Here is a 16,862-nt window from a genome sequence, read left to right as displayed (position 1 = left end):
ATCTTAAGGTTTATCCCACCATATCCGGGTGCTCAGTTTGTCGGCGCCCTGCCGGGCTATGGCTGCATTTACGTTCTTTGTGTTCACGCTCAACTCGGAGGTCGGATAGGTCAGCCGCCTGATAAAGGTCCCGTTCGGGACGTCCGGGTTATTCGGTTGTCCATACGGGTTTGGGGTTAGCGCCGGGAACCCGCTCCGCCTGAAATTCGCAAAGGCTTCGGGGCCGTTGAGGAACGAGGCGATCCAATACTGGATGTTGATCTGTTCCAGCTCATCGCCGGCCGGCAGTGGATTGGCGGCCACATAATTGTCGCGGTCCGTGGCTGCTACTGCGCAGTTGGGATCGTAGGCCGCCATCTGATCCATATGCGCCTTGATGCCATTGGAAAAATATTGACCGGCGGTACCGCCGGTGATCCATCCCCTGAAGCTTGCTTCGGCGAGCAGCAGGTTGGTTTGTGCGGCCGTTACGAGAAATACGGGGGAGGATATCTTCAGGATCCTGCGGCGATCGGCCTGGCTGTAGTCGTAGAAGCTGGCGAGGCCGTCGGCCTGGGCTTTTGCGACGATCGAGCCGTTGTCATAGCCGATGGGCATGCCGATCTGTTTGGTGGGATCGGTGGATCCGACGGCGACTGTCTGGCCGGCGCCGCTGGCTGCGCCTACATACCGGATGGCGATGGCCTGCAGGCGAGGATCGCCTGTGTTCTTCAGCTGGTCAACGAAGGGCTTTGTGAGATAGAAGTTTGCCGCCTCGCTGCCGTTGAGCGTACTGCCGATGGGTTGGGTGAAGTTGGCGTCATGGCGGATATACGCGTTGTCCGCATTGCTGGTGATCACTCCCGCGGTGACGGCGGCCTGGACGGTGGCTTGCGCCTTTGTCGGGTCCACTTTCGATAAACGCATGCCCGCGCGCAGCAATAATGAATTGGCGAATTTCTTCCATTTGGCCACGTCGCCCCCATAGAGAACATCTCCAGTCTCGATGGTGGCCGAGGTGCTGAGGGCGGCTGAGGCGTCGGTGAGTTCCTGGATGATCTTCGGATAGATATCCTGCTGCGCGTCATAGGCGGGCAGGATGATCTGATCCGAATAGCCTGCGCCTCCCTGGGTATAGGGAATGTCGCCATATTCGTCGGTGAGAATCATATAGACGTAGGCCTGGAAGATCCGGGCCATATTGTACATGTTGCTCCGGGCGGTATTGCTCTTGCTCCGGACGACCGCATCGTGGGTGTTCTTGATCACGCTTTGATAATAGGCCGTCCACAGGGGTTGGGTGGTGACGTCGCGGCTATCCTGGTTGAAATTAGCGCCTGCGAGCACCCCGCCGTTGGGTGTTACCATCTGTTGTACGACACCTATGTCGAACACCAGCGACTTGACGGGGAAGGAAGTATTGATCACGGCCTGGTTCAATAGCAGGACGGGGTCCAGCGAGGTAGGGCTGGTGGTGTTGACATTCAGGTCCGACAGCCCTTTCTCGCAACCGGCGAGGCCGATGGCGAAAAACAATATAATCGTTACGATCTTTCTCATGACGGGGAATTTAGAATTTTACATTCAGGTTGAATCCAATGCTTCGGGCGGTGGGCAGACCCGGCGATTCGAGTCCTACCTGGTTGTCCGAGCCATACCCGAAGGTTTCCGGGTCGATATTATCCACCCATTTCTTGATGATGAACAAATTGCCGGCTACCAGGTCGAGCTTTATGCCTTTGATGGGGGCTTTGGCGGGCATGTATTTGGTAAAGTCGTAACCGATACTCAGTTGACGCAACTTCCAGTAGCCGCCGTTATAGATCACGGGTTCGACGATCTGTTGGGACCGTAAATGTTCCCAGTAGGTTTGTACGGGCGAAACCGCGGTGTTGGGAGCGCCGGCGGCATTGACCCCCACCCCGGTCACACCGCCTACGCGGCCCTGGAGCGTCATCTTGTGCAGGCCGTGCCGGACGGCGTTGAAGTTGGTGCCGGACAGCAGCTTGTTACCCAATTTGTAATCTACGAAGACCGTCAGGCTGACGCCTTTGTAGGTGAAGGTGTTGAGAAAACCGCCCACCCATTTGGGCAGGGCGCTACCGAACAGAACGAGGTCGGGTGTGCGTTGGGGCAGCCCGTTGGATTGGAATATCCGTTCGCCTTTTGCATTCCGCGCATAGCCATAGCCGGCGATCTGGCCGATCTCCTGGCCCACGACCTGCCGGGTCTCGCCGTTGAATACATGGGTTCCGGTGGTGATCCGCTCGCCCGGGGTGCTGGTAATGATACTCAGGACCTTTGTAATATTATAGGAAGTATTGGCGGTGAATTCCCACCGGAAGGCCGGTGACTGTATGGGTACGAGGTTCAGCATCGCCTCGAAACCATAATTGCGGCTCTTTCCGCTGTTGATCGGGGTGTTAAAATAGCCGGAGGCATCGGATATCTGGGCGGAGACGATCTGGTCCCGGGTGATCTTCCGATAGGCGGCGAGATCCAGGTTTACCCGGTTGTTGAACATCCGCAGTTCCAACCCGACCTCGGTTTCGGAAACCCGGCTTGGCCGCAGCCTGGGGTTGGGCAGGGTGGTGCCGGTGACGCCGTTGCTGATGTTGCTTGTGCCAACGGGTACGGGCACCGCGTTGGGATTGTTGATAAAATTTGCGTTGACGGTATAGAACAACTGATCGGAATAGGGTGCTACGTCGCCGTCGCTGCCCACTTCCGCATATCCGGCCCTGAGCTTGCCGAAGTTCAGCCAGCGGACACCGGGCAGATGTTCCGAAAAGATATAGCTGGCGGATACGGAGGGGTATAGGATGCTGCGATTGGCCTTCGATAAGGTGGAGAACCAGTCATTGCGGATGGTGCCGGTGAGATAAAAGGTCCGCCGCCAGTTGAGTTCGGCGGAGCTGTATAATGAATTCACGCCTTGCTGGCTCAGGGTGTAGACGGGGTCTTTGGCCCGGCCGTTCTGGACCGTGTATAGGCCCCGGATGATAAAGTCGGTGACCTGGACGTTGTTGACATCGATGCGGCGCCGCATCCGGTTGCCGCCGCCGTTCCAGTTGACCTCGAGGTCGCCGAACTTTTTGTTGGCATTCAGGAGGAAGTCGAGATTCGTTTCCCGGAAGCGACGCGACTCCTGGGTGTAGATGCCGTTGAAGAACCCGGGAGGCGCCGCGGCTCTCGAGGCCTGGCCTGTGGGGAAATTATCCACGTCCTCATCGCGGGACCAGTAGTCCTGGCCGAACCGGCCTTGCAGGCTAAGCCAGGACAGCAGGTTGTACTTCAACGCCACGTTGCCGAAGATGCGGTCCCGTTTGATATTGTGGAATTGGTTCTTGAGCACCCAGTAGGGGTTGGTGCGGTTGGTGAACCGGGACCAGGGATATTCGTTGCCTGCGGCGTCGGACTTGTTGGAATCCAGCGTACTCAGCGGCATGGAGGTGGATAAGGCCATCAGCGTGGTGGGGATGCTGTTATCCTGATTGGCGATATTCGGCGGGTTCTTATTGACCTCCCGGGAATAGTTGACATTGCCTGTCATTGCCAGTTGTTCGGACAGGTTATAGCTGAACCCCAGGTTCATCGATTTCCTGTTAAAGGTATTGTTTGGCATTATGCCCTGGTCGTCCGTGTTGTTGAGCGAGAGCCGCATGCCGCCTTTTTCGCCGCTGGCATCGAAAGCCACGGTATTGGAAACGTTCTGTCCATGCCGGTAAAAGGCCTTGACGCGGCTGCCCTGGGGCCGGTAGGGTTCGATGACGTTGTTGAAAAGAACCTGGGTCATTCCCGGGGCGAATTTTTCCCCGAAGGACCATTCGCCCGAGGTCGGGTTTGGGGTGGTAGGGCGGACGCCGTTCTCGCCCTGGCCATATTGGTTCTGGTAGTCGGTATAGTCCAGCGGCGTATCGTTTGTATAGTTCAGGTTGTATGTGACCCCGATGCCTTTTGTCTTGCCCCGGGTCTTTGTCGTGATCATGATAACCCCGTCCTTGGCCCGGGAACCGTATAGCGCCGATGCCGGCGCGCCTTTTAAGATGGTCATGCTTTCGATATCGTCCGGGTTGATGCTCGACAGGCCGTCGCCGCCGTCGGCATAGACCCCGCCTCCTTTCACGCCGATGGTATTTTCGTTGAAATTGGTATTGTCCACGGGCACCCCGTTGATGACGATCAGCGGATTGTTCTGGCCTGAAAGCGAGGACTGGCCGCGGATGCGGATCTTGGAAGTGCCGCCGGGGCCTGTTCCGAGGGAGGAGATATTCACACCGGCCACCTTCCCCTGCAGGGCATTCATGAGATTGGCGGTGCGGTTTACCGTCAGTTCTTCCGGTTTTACATTGGTGGCGGAGTAACCGAGACCGCGGGACTGCTTTTTTATTCCAAGGGCGGTTACGATGACCTCGTCCAGGTTCCGGTCGAGGGAGGTCATGACGATGTCGATCGACGTGCGGCCCGAAACGGAGACCTCCTGGTTCTTATATCCAATAAAGGTGAAGACCAGGGTGGCGTTGGCCGGGGCGGCGATGTTGAATTTACCGTCGATGCCCGTTGTGGTCCCCTGGCTTTTGCCTTTTATCATGACGGTGACATTTGAGAGCTTCGTACCTTTTTCGTCCGATACGGTACCGGTGACTGTTTGTGCGCGGGCCGCGGAGAAGATCGTGAGGAGGAGGCAGCATAGCCATAGGCGGCGGCGGGCATGGCTGCTCCTGGGGGTGTTTTTCATATAGCCAGTTGTTTTGTTGAAGAATCGTTAGGCCGCCAAATTAGCCGGTATTCCCGGATCAAACTTCCAAAATAGAACAATGTTGAATTTTGTACATCCCTGACCAATAAATTCGCTTTCTTTATAGCGCCATATGAATCAGTTTGTCCTACAGTACGGCAGGTCGGCGGAACTGCGCTTGTTCCCGCATATCCTGGAAGTGGGTATAAAAAAGAATGGCTGTATCCAACTCAACACTTTTCTCCCTACTGCGACAGAGGGGCTTCGGATCTATTGCGTCCTGGAGGGCCGTTTCGAATGGCAGATCGGTAACTCTTCGTACGAACTTCTTCCGGGTGACAGTGCGCTTGTTCTGCCCGATGTTTTGCTGGGCAGCGAAAACAGCGTTCTGGATATCGGCGCTTTTTCCTGGATACATATAGCGGTACAAAAACAGGATGGCGGTGGGCTTCAGCCGGGCAAATGGAGCGGGCTTGCCGATACGGAAGGTGTTGCGATAGGCAATATCCTGGCGTTGAACAGGCGACCCGTGCTGCCCCGGTTCCCCGATGTGGGAAAAATAATCAAAGGCATCTATACGGAACTATCCGGCCAGGAGATAGGCTACCAGGCGAGGGTCAATCACCAGGTGGACGAGCTGCTGATCCAGGTGACCCGGCAAATGACCAGGCAGCATCATTCCGGCAGGGACTTTCCGAAGACCTTCCTCCATCTCGAGGAGATACTGCGGCGCAACCTGGCGCATCAATGGACGGTGGAGGAAATGGCAGCATTGGTAGGCCTCGGCACCACGCTGTTCAACGAACGGGTAAAGAGCTATTCCGGTTTTTCGCCCATCAACTATCTCATCAATATCCGGATCTCGGAGGCGATCAAGCTGTTGAAGCAGCCGGAGATCCCTGTCACCGAGATTGCGCTGGAGACGGGTTTCTATTCGTCCCAGCATTTCTCAACGACGTTCCGAAAGCTTACGGGGTATAAACCCAGTGAGTTCAGAAAAAATCATTTGCGTAACCAATAATGTCAACATGGAATGCATCATCACCATTGAATTAGGGACCAACGGGGTAAGGGTCTTTGCCTTCGACCTCGAGGGGCGGGTCATCGGTTCGATGAAGGGCCACCACCCCACCTTTCACACGGAACCTGATTACAGCGAACAGGACCCTGAGCAGATATTCATTACGACGCTCTACCTGCTGAAGAACCTGCTCAACGAGTATATACATCCGAAGAAATACAAAGTGGCGTCCATTTGCCTGTGCGCCTCCATGCACAGCGTGTTGGCTGTCGACAGGAATGGCAACCCGCTGGGCAATGCCATTACCTGGGCCGACAACAGGGCCAGGAAGGAAGCCCAGGAATTGCGGGCTTCGTTGCTTGGCAAAAGCCTGTACACGGCTACGGGGACGCCCATTCACCCCATGTCTCCCCTGTTGAAGATAACCTGGATGCGGCACCATGATAAAGAGCGTTTCACGCTCGCGGCCAAATTCCTTTCGATCAAGAGCTATATCATCCACCAGTTCACGGGAGAGTACAAGGTGGATTACAGCATCGCCTCGGCGACGGGCCTGATGAATATCCATGCGATCCGCTGGGAGGAGGACGCGCTGACCTATGCGGGCATCACGCCCGACAGGCTGCCCGACCTGGCGCCCATCTTCACCCCGGCGGGAAGGTTGAAAAAGGCCTATCAGCAATCGTTGAACCTGCCGGCGGAAACCAAGATCCTCATCGGGTCCAGCGATGGGTGTATGGCTACTCTTGGGGATGGGGTGCTGGGTGAAGGCAAGGCAACCATTACCATCGAGGACAGCGGTGCGGTAAGAGTGATGGGGCCGAGGGTATTGAAGGACGAGCAAATGCGCTTCTTCAACTACCTGCTGACGGAGAACTGCTATGTATCGGGTGGTCCGACCAACAACGGGGGGAATATCTTCGAGTGGTTCACGCGGCAGTTTGGGGACTTCGCCAATCCATACGATATCGAGAGCAGCATGCAGTTGTTGATCGAAGAGGCCGCCAAGGTACCGGCGGGTTCCGACGGATTGTTGTTCCTGCCTTATCTTTTCGGGGAACGGGCGCCGATATGGAATGCGGATGCGCGGGGAGCTTACTTCGGGCTTAATATCAAGCATGAACGGCAGCACTTTATACGGGCCACTATCGAGGGGGTGCTGTATGAGATGTATAGTATCGGGAAGATACTGGGTGAGCAGCGCGATATCAAGAGCCTCTCGGTCAACGGCAGTTTTGGAGTGCTGCCATTCTGGACCCAGATGATGGCCGATATGTTCAACCGGCCGGTGCGTACGCGGCAACGATCGCATAGCGTAAGCTTCGGCGCCTTCCTTTTGAGTGCGACGGAGATGGGCATCTTTCCATCGCTGGACGAGGCGGCCCGGACAGTGGAGCTGCCGGATGTTTTTTCCCCGGATAAACAGCATCATGCCGTCTATGCCGATTATTTCGACGTATTCGAAAGGCTAAGTGGCGGGCTGGCCGGAGAATTCGAAGCGATCAGCAGTTTGCAGCGCAAGCATGCGGGGTGCAGCAAGGCAAGAGAATAGGGGGATGAATATCATCCCCCTGTCCGAATACCTGATTTAATGCAAAGTTGCTAGTATCCGGGGTTCTGGTAGGCCGCTTTTGCCGCAGGTGAAAGGTCCATCGCGTCGATTTGCCCCTGTGGAATAGGTTGCAGGTAGAGCTGCGGCGTTATGGTGCGTGTATTGACTATCGGTGTATGATTGCCATAGGCTATCCCGCCGATAGTGTATGTGCCATAATTGTATCCTTCCTGGTTGTCCATGCCAAATCGTTGGGTGCGAACGAGATCGTAGAATCGATATCCTTCGCCATAAAATTCCCGGGAACGTTCCGCCAGAATATACCCTACGGTGATCGTAGCCGGTGTCGCAGCCACCATTTGTGCGCTGAAATCCGCGACGTAAGGTTGGTTTTGCGCGTTACTGAACTTCCATTTTCCTGCCCGGGCGCGAATAACGTTGATCAGGCCGGCGGGCGTTCCGTCATTTGCGTATTTGCCAGTTACCGCGGTGGTAGTCGCTCCTTTTACGGCGGCTTCGGCTGCGATAAAGAACAGTTCAGAGAATTTGGCGCCGGTGTAAGGCCGTGTGCTGCCGGCGTTGGGATTTCCGAGACCGCCGTTATTGTCCGTGCGATAAGGACCGAGCTTCCAGATGCCCGGATAAACGATGCGGTTGAAGGCACTTGGCGCTATGACATAGTCGGCCCGCCCGGGAAGGACACCGGCTCCGACGCTGCTTTTATAAACACTGTTGGAATAGTCTATGCCGGCGGTGTCGTTGTTCAGGAAACTAAGGACCGCGCTACCCTCGGATATGGGCAGATCGTTGGCATTGTAAAGCTGCGAATAGGGCAAACCGGCCTCCTTCATGTTACAGCGGTAGACGGTCGTAAAGGTCCCGTCGTAGCGTGAATCATCGGTCTTATCGGCAAAGGTCTTCGTAAACACCTCGATCGGCGGCGCATTCCGGACCCAGGGCCGGCCGCCCCATTGCACCGAGGCCCGTTGGACGGAATTCACCCCGCTCCAGGAGCTTGATGAACTGGAGCTGGTGATTGTCGGGTAAGACCAGGTCTGGAACCAGCCCGACCAGTTATCCGGCGTGCCGCCGGCGCCGTATGTCAGGCTGCTTACATTGTACTGGGTGCTTTGCTGGGTATGGTCGGAATATAACATGCATTCGTTGTTATAATCGTTTGTGGCAACATTCACATCGTAGTAAGTGGGTTGTAAGCCAAACGGCCCGGGATTTTCGATCGCGCTGACCGCAATATTGTAAGCCTGTTGAAAATACCAGCTGGGATCATGACCGTCCGGGTCCGTTCTTGGGCTCCCCGATTCGACCGGGTACGAGGGAATGGCGTTGGGATTCTGGAGCCACCAACCGTAGGTCAGGTAAGCTTTGGCGAGGAACAGCTGGGCGGTTTGTTTGGTAACCGCGCCTACGACCCGTTGCGTCGACGGCAGGTTAGCAACGGCCGTGTCCAGGTCGGGAAAGATGCATTTGGTATATACGATGGACACCGAATCGCGTACGGAACCGCGAGCCGTCGAAGTGTTGAACTTCAGTCTGCCGGAACCGAGATCCAGGGGGACGCCGCCGAAAGTCTGTACGAGCAAAAAATAATCATGTGCCCGAAAAAAATGCGCTTCGGCCAACAGGGCGGGTGAAACCTTTGCCGCGAGCCCGTATTGAATTACGCCGCTGGCGGTGTTGATGTAAGGGAACGTGTTTCCCCAAAGCTGACCGGCATCGCTCAACGTCGGGATCGGATGGACTCCCGGCACGGAATAGTCCTGCGCCTGAAAATTACTGCCACTGCCGCCGCTTTGTCCCCAGGTGGTCTCGTCGGTGCCGCACTGGCACATATTCCAATAGTAGGCATTCCCATAGATATTGCGGAGGTGGGCATATAAGGCTGTGAGGCCACCGACGACACCGTTTTGGGTCTGGAAGTATTGCGGGGTAAAGGTGGCACGGGGCGTCTCCTTCAGCACTTTTGTGCAGCCGCTCATGAGCAGACCCAGGGTCCCTGCGCACATGCATATATTGATCAGTATTCGCTTCATTTGATTTCTTTTTAGAATGTTACGTTTAAGCCGAGAACATAATTACGGGTCGAAGGGGTATTGGTGCCGATGGTAAGAATGCGGTGCAGGTTGGCAGCCAGCGGCACGGCAGCATTCTGATCGCCATACGAGTTGGTTTCGGGATCCATATGCGAGAATTTTTCGTAGGGCGAAAACAGGACAAACGGATTCTCCAGGGTGCAGTAAACGCGCATGCCGCCAATGCCGCTGCGTTTTAACCATTTCTGATCGAAGTTATAGCCCAGGCTGATGGTGCGAATCTTCAGGAAAGACGAGCTGAAATAGCCCAGGGTGCTTCCATAGGCAGGGTTGTCGCCCCCTACACCGCCCGGCCGCGGGCCGAATGTGTTGAAATCGCCGGCATGGCTGTTTGTAGGTGTCCAGTAGGGAATATTTACGTTGTTTCCCGACCTTGTGTTCAGGTTATCGAGATACCCGCCTGCCGAATAAAGCGTGCTGACCAGGGTACCACCGCTCCTGAAGATGCCCGTAATGGCCAGATCGAAAGATTTATACCCGACCCGGGTGTTGAATCCGCCTTCGAAATCGGGCTGCATGTCATAGATCTGCCGATCGTCGTTGTTCAGAGCGGTTCCGGCCTGATTCTTCCGGTTGGGAACCCCTTTCGTAAAATGCAGGGAGGTGTCATTCCTGTTGTAGGCTACCTTGATCATTCCTACGTTGCCGCCCGGATATGCCGCCTGCAAATAACCGCTCGCGCTGTCGGCATAGCTCATCAGACCGATGCGTTTATAATCGTACATGACATTAATAGGATGGCCAGGGAACCATTGGTTGCCTTTATCATAGGGATCGCCCGAGTAAAGACGAACAAGTTTATTCCGGTTGCTGTAGATATTGACGCCGACATCCCAGCTCCAGCCGTTACGATTGTCCAGTATCACGCCGTTAAGGGACAATTCGACCCCCTTATTCTGGGTGGCGCCGATATTGGCCGTATAGCTGTTGACGCCCGAAGTCGTGGGAAGGCCAACGCTCAGTAATACATTGCTGGTATTGACCGTGTAATATTCGGCCGTACCGGTGAGGCGATGGTTAAAAAGGGCAAAGTCGACACCGTAATTCCAGGTCTTTGAGAACTCCCAACCGAGTGCCGGGTTGGGGAGTTGGGTAACATAGTAACCCATGGCGTATCCAGAGGGCCCAAAATTGTCCGGGCTTGTTGTTAACGCACCCAAGGTCTGATAAGGGCTAATGGCCTGGTTAGACGTTTCCCCATATCCCACTCTCAGCTTAAGCTCATCTACAAATGAAGCGCCCGTCATGAAGTTCTCGTTCTTTATGTTCCAGCCTGCGGAAAGGGCCGGATAGGAGTGCCATTGGTGCCCGGCAGCCAGTACGGAGGAGGCGTCATCGCGCCATGCAGCGCTGAGGATATACCGGTCGTTGTATGTGTAGATCAGGCGGCCCATGTACGACAACAAGCCATATTGCGCATAGGTACCGTTGCCGACAGCCGAGGCTCCGCCCTGGTCAGCCAGGACATAGGACAAATTATAGAACTGGAAGGCATCGGACGGCAGATGGGTGGCCGACTCGGCGGATGCCCATTTTGTATTCTGTTCGACCGAATATAACCCCACAAAGCTGATCTTGTGTTTGGTTCCAAAACTGCGATCATACGTCAACAGGTTCTCGAGCGTGTAGTCGATCTGCTTGGTATTGGAGATGTTAGCACTGGATGGCGACGTCGCTGTTCCGCTGAAGACCCCTTGCCCGGTATAAGAACCATAGTCGTCCTGGTGGAAGTATAAACCCAGGTTGGCGCGGTATTTCAAACCCTTTACACCCGGAATGCTGATCTCTCCGAATATGGAGTTATTGGTCGTAAAACCGCGATCCAGGTCGATGTAGGCGTCCCCGAGTCCTTTCAACGCATGGGCAGTATATGCCCAATTCGGGCCGGAGGTGTTGAGGGTTACGACGCTCTTCCAGGAGCCGTCGGGGTTACGGGGATTGATGATCGGCGACAGGTTGAGGGTAGAATAGGGTGACAGGTTCATGTCATGTGCATTCGTATAAAAGTTGTTCGTTGTCAGCCCGATCCGAAACAGGTTGCCGAGCCGCTGTTCGAGTGCGGTGCGCAGGCTGTACCGTTCATAGTATTGCAGCGGAATGACGCCCTGGTCCTTAAAATAGTTGAAGCCGATGCTGTAATTTCCCCTCTCGGTGCCGCCGGAGATCCCGAGGTCCTGGTTGGTGACATACCCTTTTTGGAAAAGGAGCTTTTGCCAGTCGGTGTTTACGTTATCATTCTCGTCGAGCGTATTGACGTGAATAGAGGCGCCGGGCGTTGCATTGTTTGCCTTCCGCAGCGCGACGAATTGCGGTCCATTCATCATGGGATATTCTCCCCAGATCTTTTTCAGACCGGCATAACCATTGTACGTCAGCCGGGCTTTTTGACCTGCCGACCCTTTGTTGGTCGTGATCAATATGACGCCGTTAGCGCCGCGGGAACCGTAAATGGCGGTCGACGAGGCGTCTTTTAGGATATCGACGCTTTTGATCTCGGCCGGGCTGATATCGCTGAGATTCCCGATAAAGGGGATGCCATCGAGGACGATCAGTGGGTCGTTGGTGGCGTTCAAAGAACGCGTACCGCGGATGCGAATCTGCATACCGGCGCCGGGTTTGGAGGAGGTTTGCTGCATTTCGACCCCGGGCAAACGCCCCTGCAGGGCACGGGAAATGTCGACTGCAGGAACCTGGTTCATCACGTCTCCGCTGATGGAGGCGACTGAACCTGTAACATCTTTTTTTCGCTGGGTGCCATAGCCGATCACGACGACCTGATCCAGGCTGCTTTCGCCCCGTTTAAGTGTCACATCGATAAAACCCGGGCGAGCCTTGATCTCTGTGGAAGCGTAGCCAACCGAGGAGATCAGCAAGGTGGCTTTGGCGGGGGCCGAGAGCGAAAAGTTCCCGCTGGAATCGGTGGTCACGCCGCCTTTGAGGTCTTTTACGACTACAGTCGCGCCCGGAACGGGGGCATTTTTTTCGTTGGAAACGCGGCCCCTTACCGTTATCCTATTTTGGGCCATTAGCGCAGTTGGGCCTAGTAACATCAAAAGTGCGATGAGCCAGGTCCCTGCTTTTTTCTTACTGAGAAGACATCTCATGCTGGTTGCAATCGTCATAAGCGAGAGTTTTAAATTTACCCCCTCAAAACTATTTGCAACCGATTTAAAACCATTGCCCCGATTTTGCAATTGCTAGCACAAATTCGTCAATCGCGCCTGCATTTATCGGTGTTAATACTATGATAATCAGAAAATTGAGATGCGCCCGCATTATGAGATCGCTTTCCAGGACAATAGAGGGTTCAACCTACCTGCTTGCGTTTCAAAGACACATACTCGGACGGTGAAAGATTGAACTTTGCCTTGAACGCGCGCGTGAAATAATTGGGCGTCGTAAAACCGACGGCATACCCTATTTCCGAGATCTTCATATCGCTTCTTTCCAGCAGGTCGATGGCCTTGTTCAATTTCACGGAGCGGATAAACTCCACCGGGGTTTCGCCGGTGAGTTCGACGATCTTCCGGTACAGCGATGCGTGACTCATATAAACGTGTTTGCTTAGCTCCTCGACGGATAATTGGGCGGTATCCAGGTTGGCCTCAATATATCGGGTGATCTTCAGCATTAATTTTTCGTCTTCGGACTGTACGGCCGCCACGGGCGTCTCCACGTTCAGCCGGCGGGAGTAGGTTTCTCTTAACCGCTGGTTGAGCGATACCAGGTTTCGGATCTTAATATTGAGTATATCGAAGGGAAAAGGTTTGGTGAGATAGTCACTTGCCCCGGTCTCCAGGCCCTTGAGCTGATACGTATTCTCCGTGAGCGCCGTGAGCAGGACGATCGGGATATGGCTCACCCGCTTATCGGCCCTTATCTTCCGGCTCAGTTCGATCCCATCCATGTTCGGCATACTGATATCGCTCACGATGACGTCGGGATGACGGGAGATGACTTTCTGCCAGCCATCTTTGCCATCGACGGCCTCTATGATCTTATAACAGGATCTCAAATTATCCCTGAGATAGGTCCGGAAATCATCGTTGTCTTCGACGAGCAGTACAGTAAGCTGATCAAGAGGGGATGTGACGGTGGGGGTAGATTGTATGGATACCGGCATCGTTTCGCGGTCGCAATGGGGGTCGGTTATTGTAAGCACCGGCGCCTGAAGTGGCTCAAGCGGCAGGCAAACAATAAAGACACTGCCTTTGCCCGGTTCACTTTCCACCGAGATCGTCCCGCCGTGCAACCTGACGAACTCCTTTGTGATGGACAACCCGATACCGCTGCCCTGGTTCATTACGCCGATATTGGTGTTTCCCTGAAAAAAACGATCGAATATCCGGCTCTGTTCTTCCGTCGACAAACCGACGCCGGTATCGGAAACCAGGATCACGACATCGCCTGAAGTTTCCGCATGCCTGATCTCGAGCAATACCTCGCCATCTTTCCCGGTAAACTTGAACGCATTTCCGAGCAGGTTGAAAACGATCCGCTCGATCTTGTCGCGGTCGAATAGGGTCGGGAAATGCCCGAGTTGGCTTTTGAACGTGAACCGGATGTGTTTGCGCTCGGCAATATCCCGAAAAGATTCCGCCGTGTCCTTAACAAAGGCGACGATGTCGCCCTTTGTGCAGTTGAGTTTCAGCTCGTGTTCTTCGAGCTTGCGGAAGTCAAGCAGTTGGTTTACGAGATTGAGCAATCTCCGCGCATTTCGCTTCACCATCGTGAGTTGCCGTTGCTTATCGAGGTCTGCTTCCGTTTCGCCGAGGTTCTCCAACGGCCCCAGGATCAGGGAGACGGGAGTACGGAACTCGTGGCTCAGGTTAGTGAGGAATTTGATCTTCAGCTGATCGAATTCGTGCAATCGCTCGGCCTCCAGGCGTTCCTGTTCTATCATTTGTTTCATCCGGTGGCGTTCCTGTTCCAGTGCAAATTTGTTCTTGAGCTTGCGAATACCCCGGTACCGGATACCCCATAGGATCAATCCCAGGAGCAGCGCATAAAAGGCATAGGCGTACCCGGTAAGATAAAATGGAGGTTTAACGATGATCTTCAACATCGCAGGCGGTGTAACCCAGGCTCCGTTACAATTCTTCGCTCTTACCTCCAGCTTATAAGTACCGGGGTAGAGATTGGTAAAGGAAGCCGTTCGGGATTGTCCGAGCTGGTTCCAGGAGACGTCCAGCCCTTCCAGCCGGTACATGTAGCGGTTCTCATGCGGCGTTGTATAATCGAGTGCAGCAAAATCCACTGAGAAGTTTTGCTTATACCCTACCCTGATCTCCCCGGCCATCGAGATATTTTCTTTGATCGCCGCATCCTGGCCGGGGATCACGGACCGCCCTGCTATCCGCAGGTCGGTAAACACTATAGCGGGAACATTTTTATTGTCGTTGATTGCGGCCGGCGAAAAATGGTTAAACCCTTCGATGCCGCCAAAATACAGCTCCCCTGACTTCGTCTTGAAGCCGGCGCCAAGGATGAAGGAGCTCGGCTGCAAGCCGTTTTCGGCGGTGTAATTCTTAAACGCCGACCTGGCCGGGTCGAAACAGCTGATCCCTTTGTTCGTGCTGACCCAGAGCTTTCCGTTCGCGTCCTCGAGAATCTTATAGATCACGGCGTTGGCCAGCCCATTCCGTTCCGAATAATTGGCGAAGCGATCATTGATTCGATCGAGGCGGCAAATACCGCCGCTGGGCGTACCTGCCCAAATGATTCCGCTTTTGTCCACGTACAGCGAAATCGCCTCGTCGAGGGGCAGGCCGGTAGTCGCCCGGTTGAATACGCGGCAGGTATGGTGCACCGGATCAAACAGAGCGACGCCGTTCCCTACGGTCCCGATGACGATATTTCCCGCAGAATCCTGGTCAATGGCGCGGATGAACCCTGCCGACAGCAATTTACCGGACTTACCATCCCTATTCACCGGTGGAAACCGGTGAAAAATATGCGTAGCGGGATCGTACATGCATACGCCTTTGCCGTTTGTCCCGAGCCAGACGTGCCCGGTCCGGTCTTCTTTGATGCAAAAGATATCATCGCTCGGCAGATTGCTGGGCCCGTCGCCTTTTGAGTAGTGCTTTACGCTTTTTGCCGGGATATTCAACACATATACGCCGTGTTGATAGGTTGCGATCCAAAGTTCGCTGCCTATCCGTTGAAGCGCGAGGACCGCCAGGTCATTGTCTTTGCCGCCGCCGGCGATCCGCAGGTGTTGGAAGAGGCCTGTATTGCGATGCTGCAGGTTGACTCCGCCACCGTCGGTACCCACGTACAGGTCTCCATTGTCCGCCTCCGCAAACGAGGTGACCTTCGAGCAGCTGAGGCCGTATGGATCGAAAGAGTTGTACTGCACCAGGTTAAAAAATCCAAGATTCTTATCATACTTGTTCACGCCGCCCTGCACGGTACCCACCCAATAAATGCCCATCCTGTCGATATAAATGCTGCGTACCGCCCTGCCTTTAAGGCTATACTTGTTTCGGTCGTTACCGGTGATGCGGCGGACTTTAGCCGTATACGGATCGAAAATGTTCAATCCCTCTTCCGTACCCAGCCAGAGATCGCCGTTGCTGTCCGGCCTGACGCTATAGATGCGGTTGCTGGCAAGCGATTGCCGGTCGGTCTTACTGTATTTGAACCTTCGAAAATGGATGCCATCCGGCAGCAGCAGGTCCAGTCCGCCTTCGTTTGTGCCAACCCAAAGATGGCCATTGTTGTCCTCGGTGATGGCCTTGACGGCATTGTCGCTGATGGAGGCCGGATCGGCGGGGTCGTTCGAAAACCGTTTGAAATTATCCGTCGCAGCCTGATAAAGGTACAGACCGGTATTTCCACCCACCCAAAGCCGTCCCTTACTGTCCAGAAACAGGCTGATGACGGTATTGGACAATAAATGGCCCGGACCCGCGGAATCCGACGTGTACTGTTTCGCGGTATGGCGCACAGGATCATAGAGGATCAGGCCGGCATAGCTACCGATCCACAGATGACCTGCATTGTCGGAGCAAATTGCTCTTACTGCCGTCCCGTTGGCTATATTGAAATTATGAAAACAGTCCTTTTGCCGGTCATACAAGGATAGGGTGCGATTGGTGCCCACCCAGAGGTTACCCTGGGGATCCTCATAAAGGGTTTGCAGCTGATTGGTGGCAAGGCTATTGGTATCGAGCTCGTTATGGTTATAAACGGTGAAGTTGATACCGTCGAACCGGTTGAGGCCATCCTCCGTGGCGAACCACATGTATCCATAGCGATCCTTTATTATCGAATTGATGTTGTTGGAGGAAAGGCCATTGGTACTGCTGAAATTCACAAAATTCAAATCGTCTTGCTGCGCATGGATCAGCGAGTACGACACGCAGAGGCAGAATACCAGGATAATCTTTCGCACAATCGTTAGTTTTTGTTGCGGCCGGCCGTGGGCCTATGTTTACTATGGCAATCAAAGCTAAA

General features: G+C 54.5%; 7 protein-coding genes. 2 read left to right on the top strand and 5 right to left on the bottom strand.

Features of this window, described 5'->3' with window-relative positions; all coding sequences use genetic code 11:
• Positions 1-3: 3 nt before the first annotated feature.
• Together VHE34_RS03625 and VHE34_RS03620 are read right to left on the bottom strand one after the other, a co-directional pair.
• Positions 4-1,539, bottom strand: a complete 1,536-nt coding sequence (locus VHE34_RS03625) for a SusD/RagB family nutrient-binding outer membrane lipoprotein (RefSeq protein WP_325584681.1) — start codon at positions 1,537-1,539, stop codon at positions 4-6.
• Positions 1,540-1,549: 10 nt separating this feature from the next.
• Positions 1,550-4,717 (bottom strand): SusC/RagA family TonB-linked outer membrane protein, encoded by a 3,168-nt coding sequence (locus VHE34_RS03620; protein WP_325584679.1) that lies wholly within the window; start codon positions 4,715-4,717, stop codon positions 1,550-1,552.
• Positions 4,718-4,850: 133 nt separating this feature from the next.
• Here VHE34_RS03620 and VHE34_RS03615 point away from each other — a divergent pair, with 133 nt between their 5' ends.
• Complete coding sequence (locus VHE34_RS03615) at positions 4,851-5,738, top strand: AraC family transcriptional regulator (RefSeq protein WP_325584677.1); 888 nt, start codon at positions 4,851-4,853, stop codon at positions 5,736-5,738.
• Positions 5,739-5,745: 7 nt separating this feature from the next.
• Positions 5,746-7,290, top strand: a complete 1,545-nt coding sequence (locus tag VHE34_RS03610) for a gluconokinase (protein WP_325584675.1) — start codon at positions 5,746-5,748, stop codon at positions 7,288-7,290.
• Between the two features lie 50 nt (positions 7,291-7,340).
• On the opposite strand, the gene VHE34_RS03605 is transcribed toward VHE34_RS03610, so the two are convergent.
• From VHE34_RS03605 to VHE34_RS03595, 3 genes are all read right to left on the bottom strand, one after another.
• A complete protein-coding gene (locus tag VHE34_RS03605; RefSeq protein WP_325584673.1) occupies positions 7,341-9,341 on the bottom strand; it encodes a RagB/SusD family nutrient uptake outer membrane protein in 2,001 nt (666 codons plus the stop codon).
• 11 nt (positions 9,342-9,352) lie between these two features.
• Positions 9,353-12,523 (bottom strand): SusC/RagA family TonB-linked outer membrane protein, encoded by a 3,171-nt coding sequence (locus VHE34_RS03600; protein ID WP_325584671.1) that lies wholly within the window; start codon positions 12,521-12,523, stop codon positions 9,353-9,355.
• 185 nt (positions 12,524-12,708) lie between these two features.
• On the bottom strand, positions 12,709-16,800 hold the full coding sequence (locus VHE34_RS03595) for a hybrid sensor histidine kinase/response regulator transcription factor (protein ID WP_325584669.1): 4,092 nt from the start codon (positions 16,798-16,800) through the stop codon (positions 12,709-12,711).
• Between the last annotated feature and the right edge of the window lie 62 nt (positions 16,801-16,862).

The organism is Puia sp., assembly GCF_035546395.1.
Taxonomy (GTDB): domain Bacteria; phylum Bacteroidota; class Bacteroidia; order Chitinophagales; family Chitinophagaceae; genus Puia.
Note: the sequence above shows the minus strand (reverse complement) of the source record. Positions and strands in the feature narration are given on the sequence as shown.

What these genes read in the sequence shown, in the direction of transcription:
- VHE34_RS03605 (WP_325584673.1), bottom strand. Translation starts at nt 9,341, where the DNA reads ATGAAGCGAATACTGATCAATATATGCATGTGCGCAGGGACCCTGGGT.
- VHE34_RS03625 (WP_325584681.1), bottom strand. Translation starts at nt 1,539, where the DNA reads ATGAGAAAGATCGTAACGATTATATTGTTTTTCGCCATCGGCCTCGCC.
- VHE34_RS03620 (WP_325584679.1), bottom strand. Translation starts at nt 4,717, where the DNA reads ATGAAAAACACCCCCAGGAGCAGCCATGCCCGCCGCCGCCTATGGCTA.
- VHE34_RS03610 (WP_325584675.1), top strand. Translation starts at nt 5,746, where the DNA reads ATGGAATGCATCATCACCATTGAATTAGGGACCAACGGGGTAAGGGTC.
- VHE34_RS03615 (WP_325584677.1), top strand. Translation starts at nt 4,851, where the DNA reads ATGAATCAGTTTGTCCTACAGTACGGCAGGTCGGCGGAACTGCGCTTG.
- VHE34_RS03600 (WP_325584671.1), bottom strand. Translation starts at nt 12,523, where the DNA reads ATGACGATTGCAACCAGCATGAGATGTCTTCTCAGTAAGAAAAAAGCA.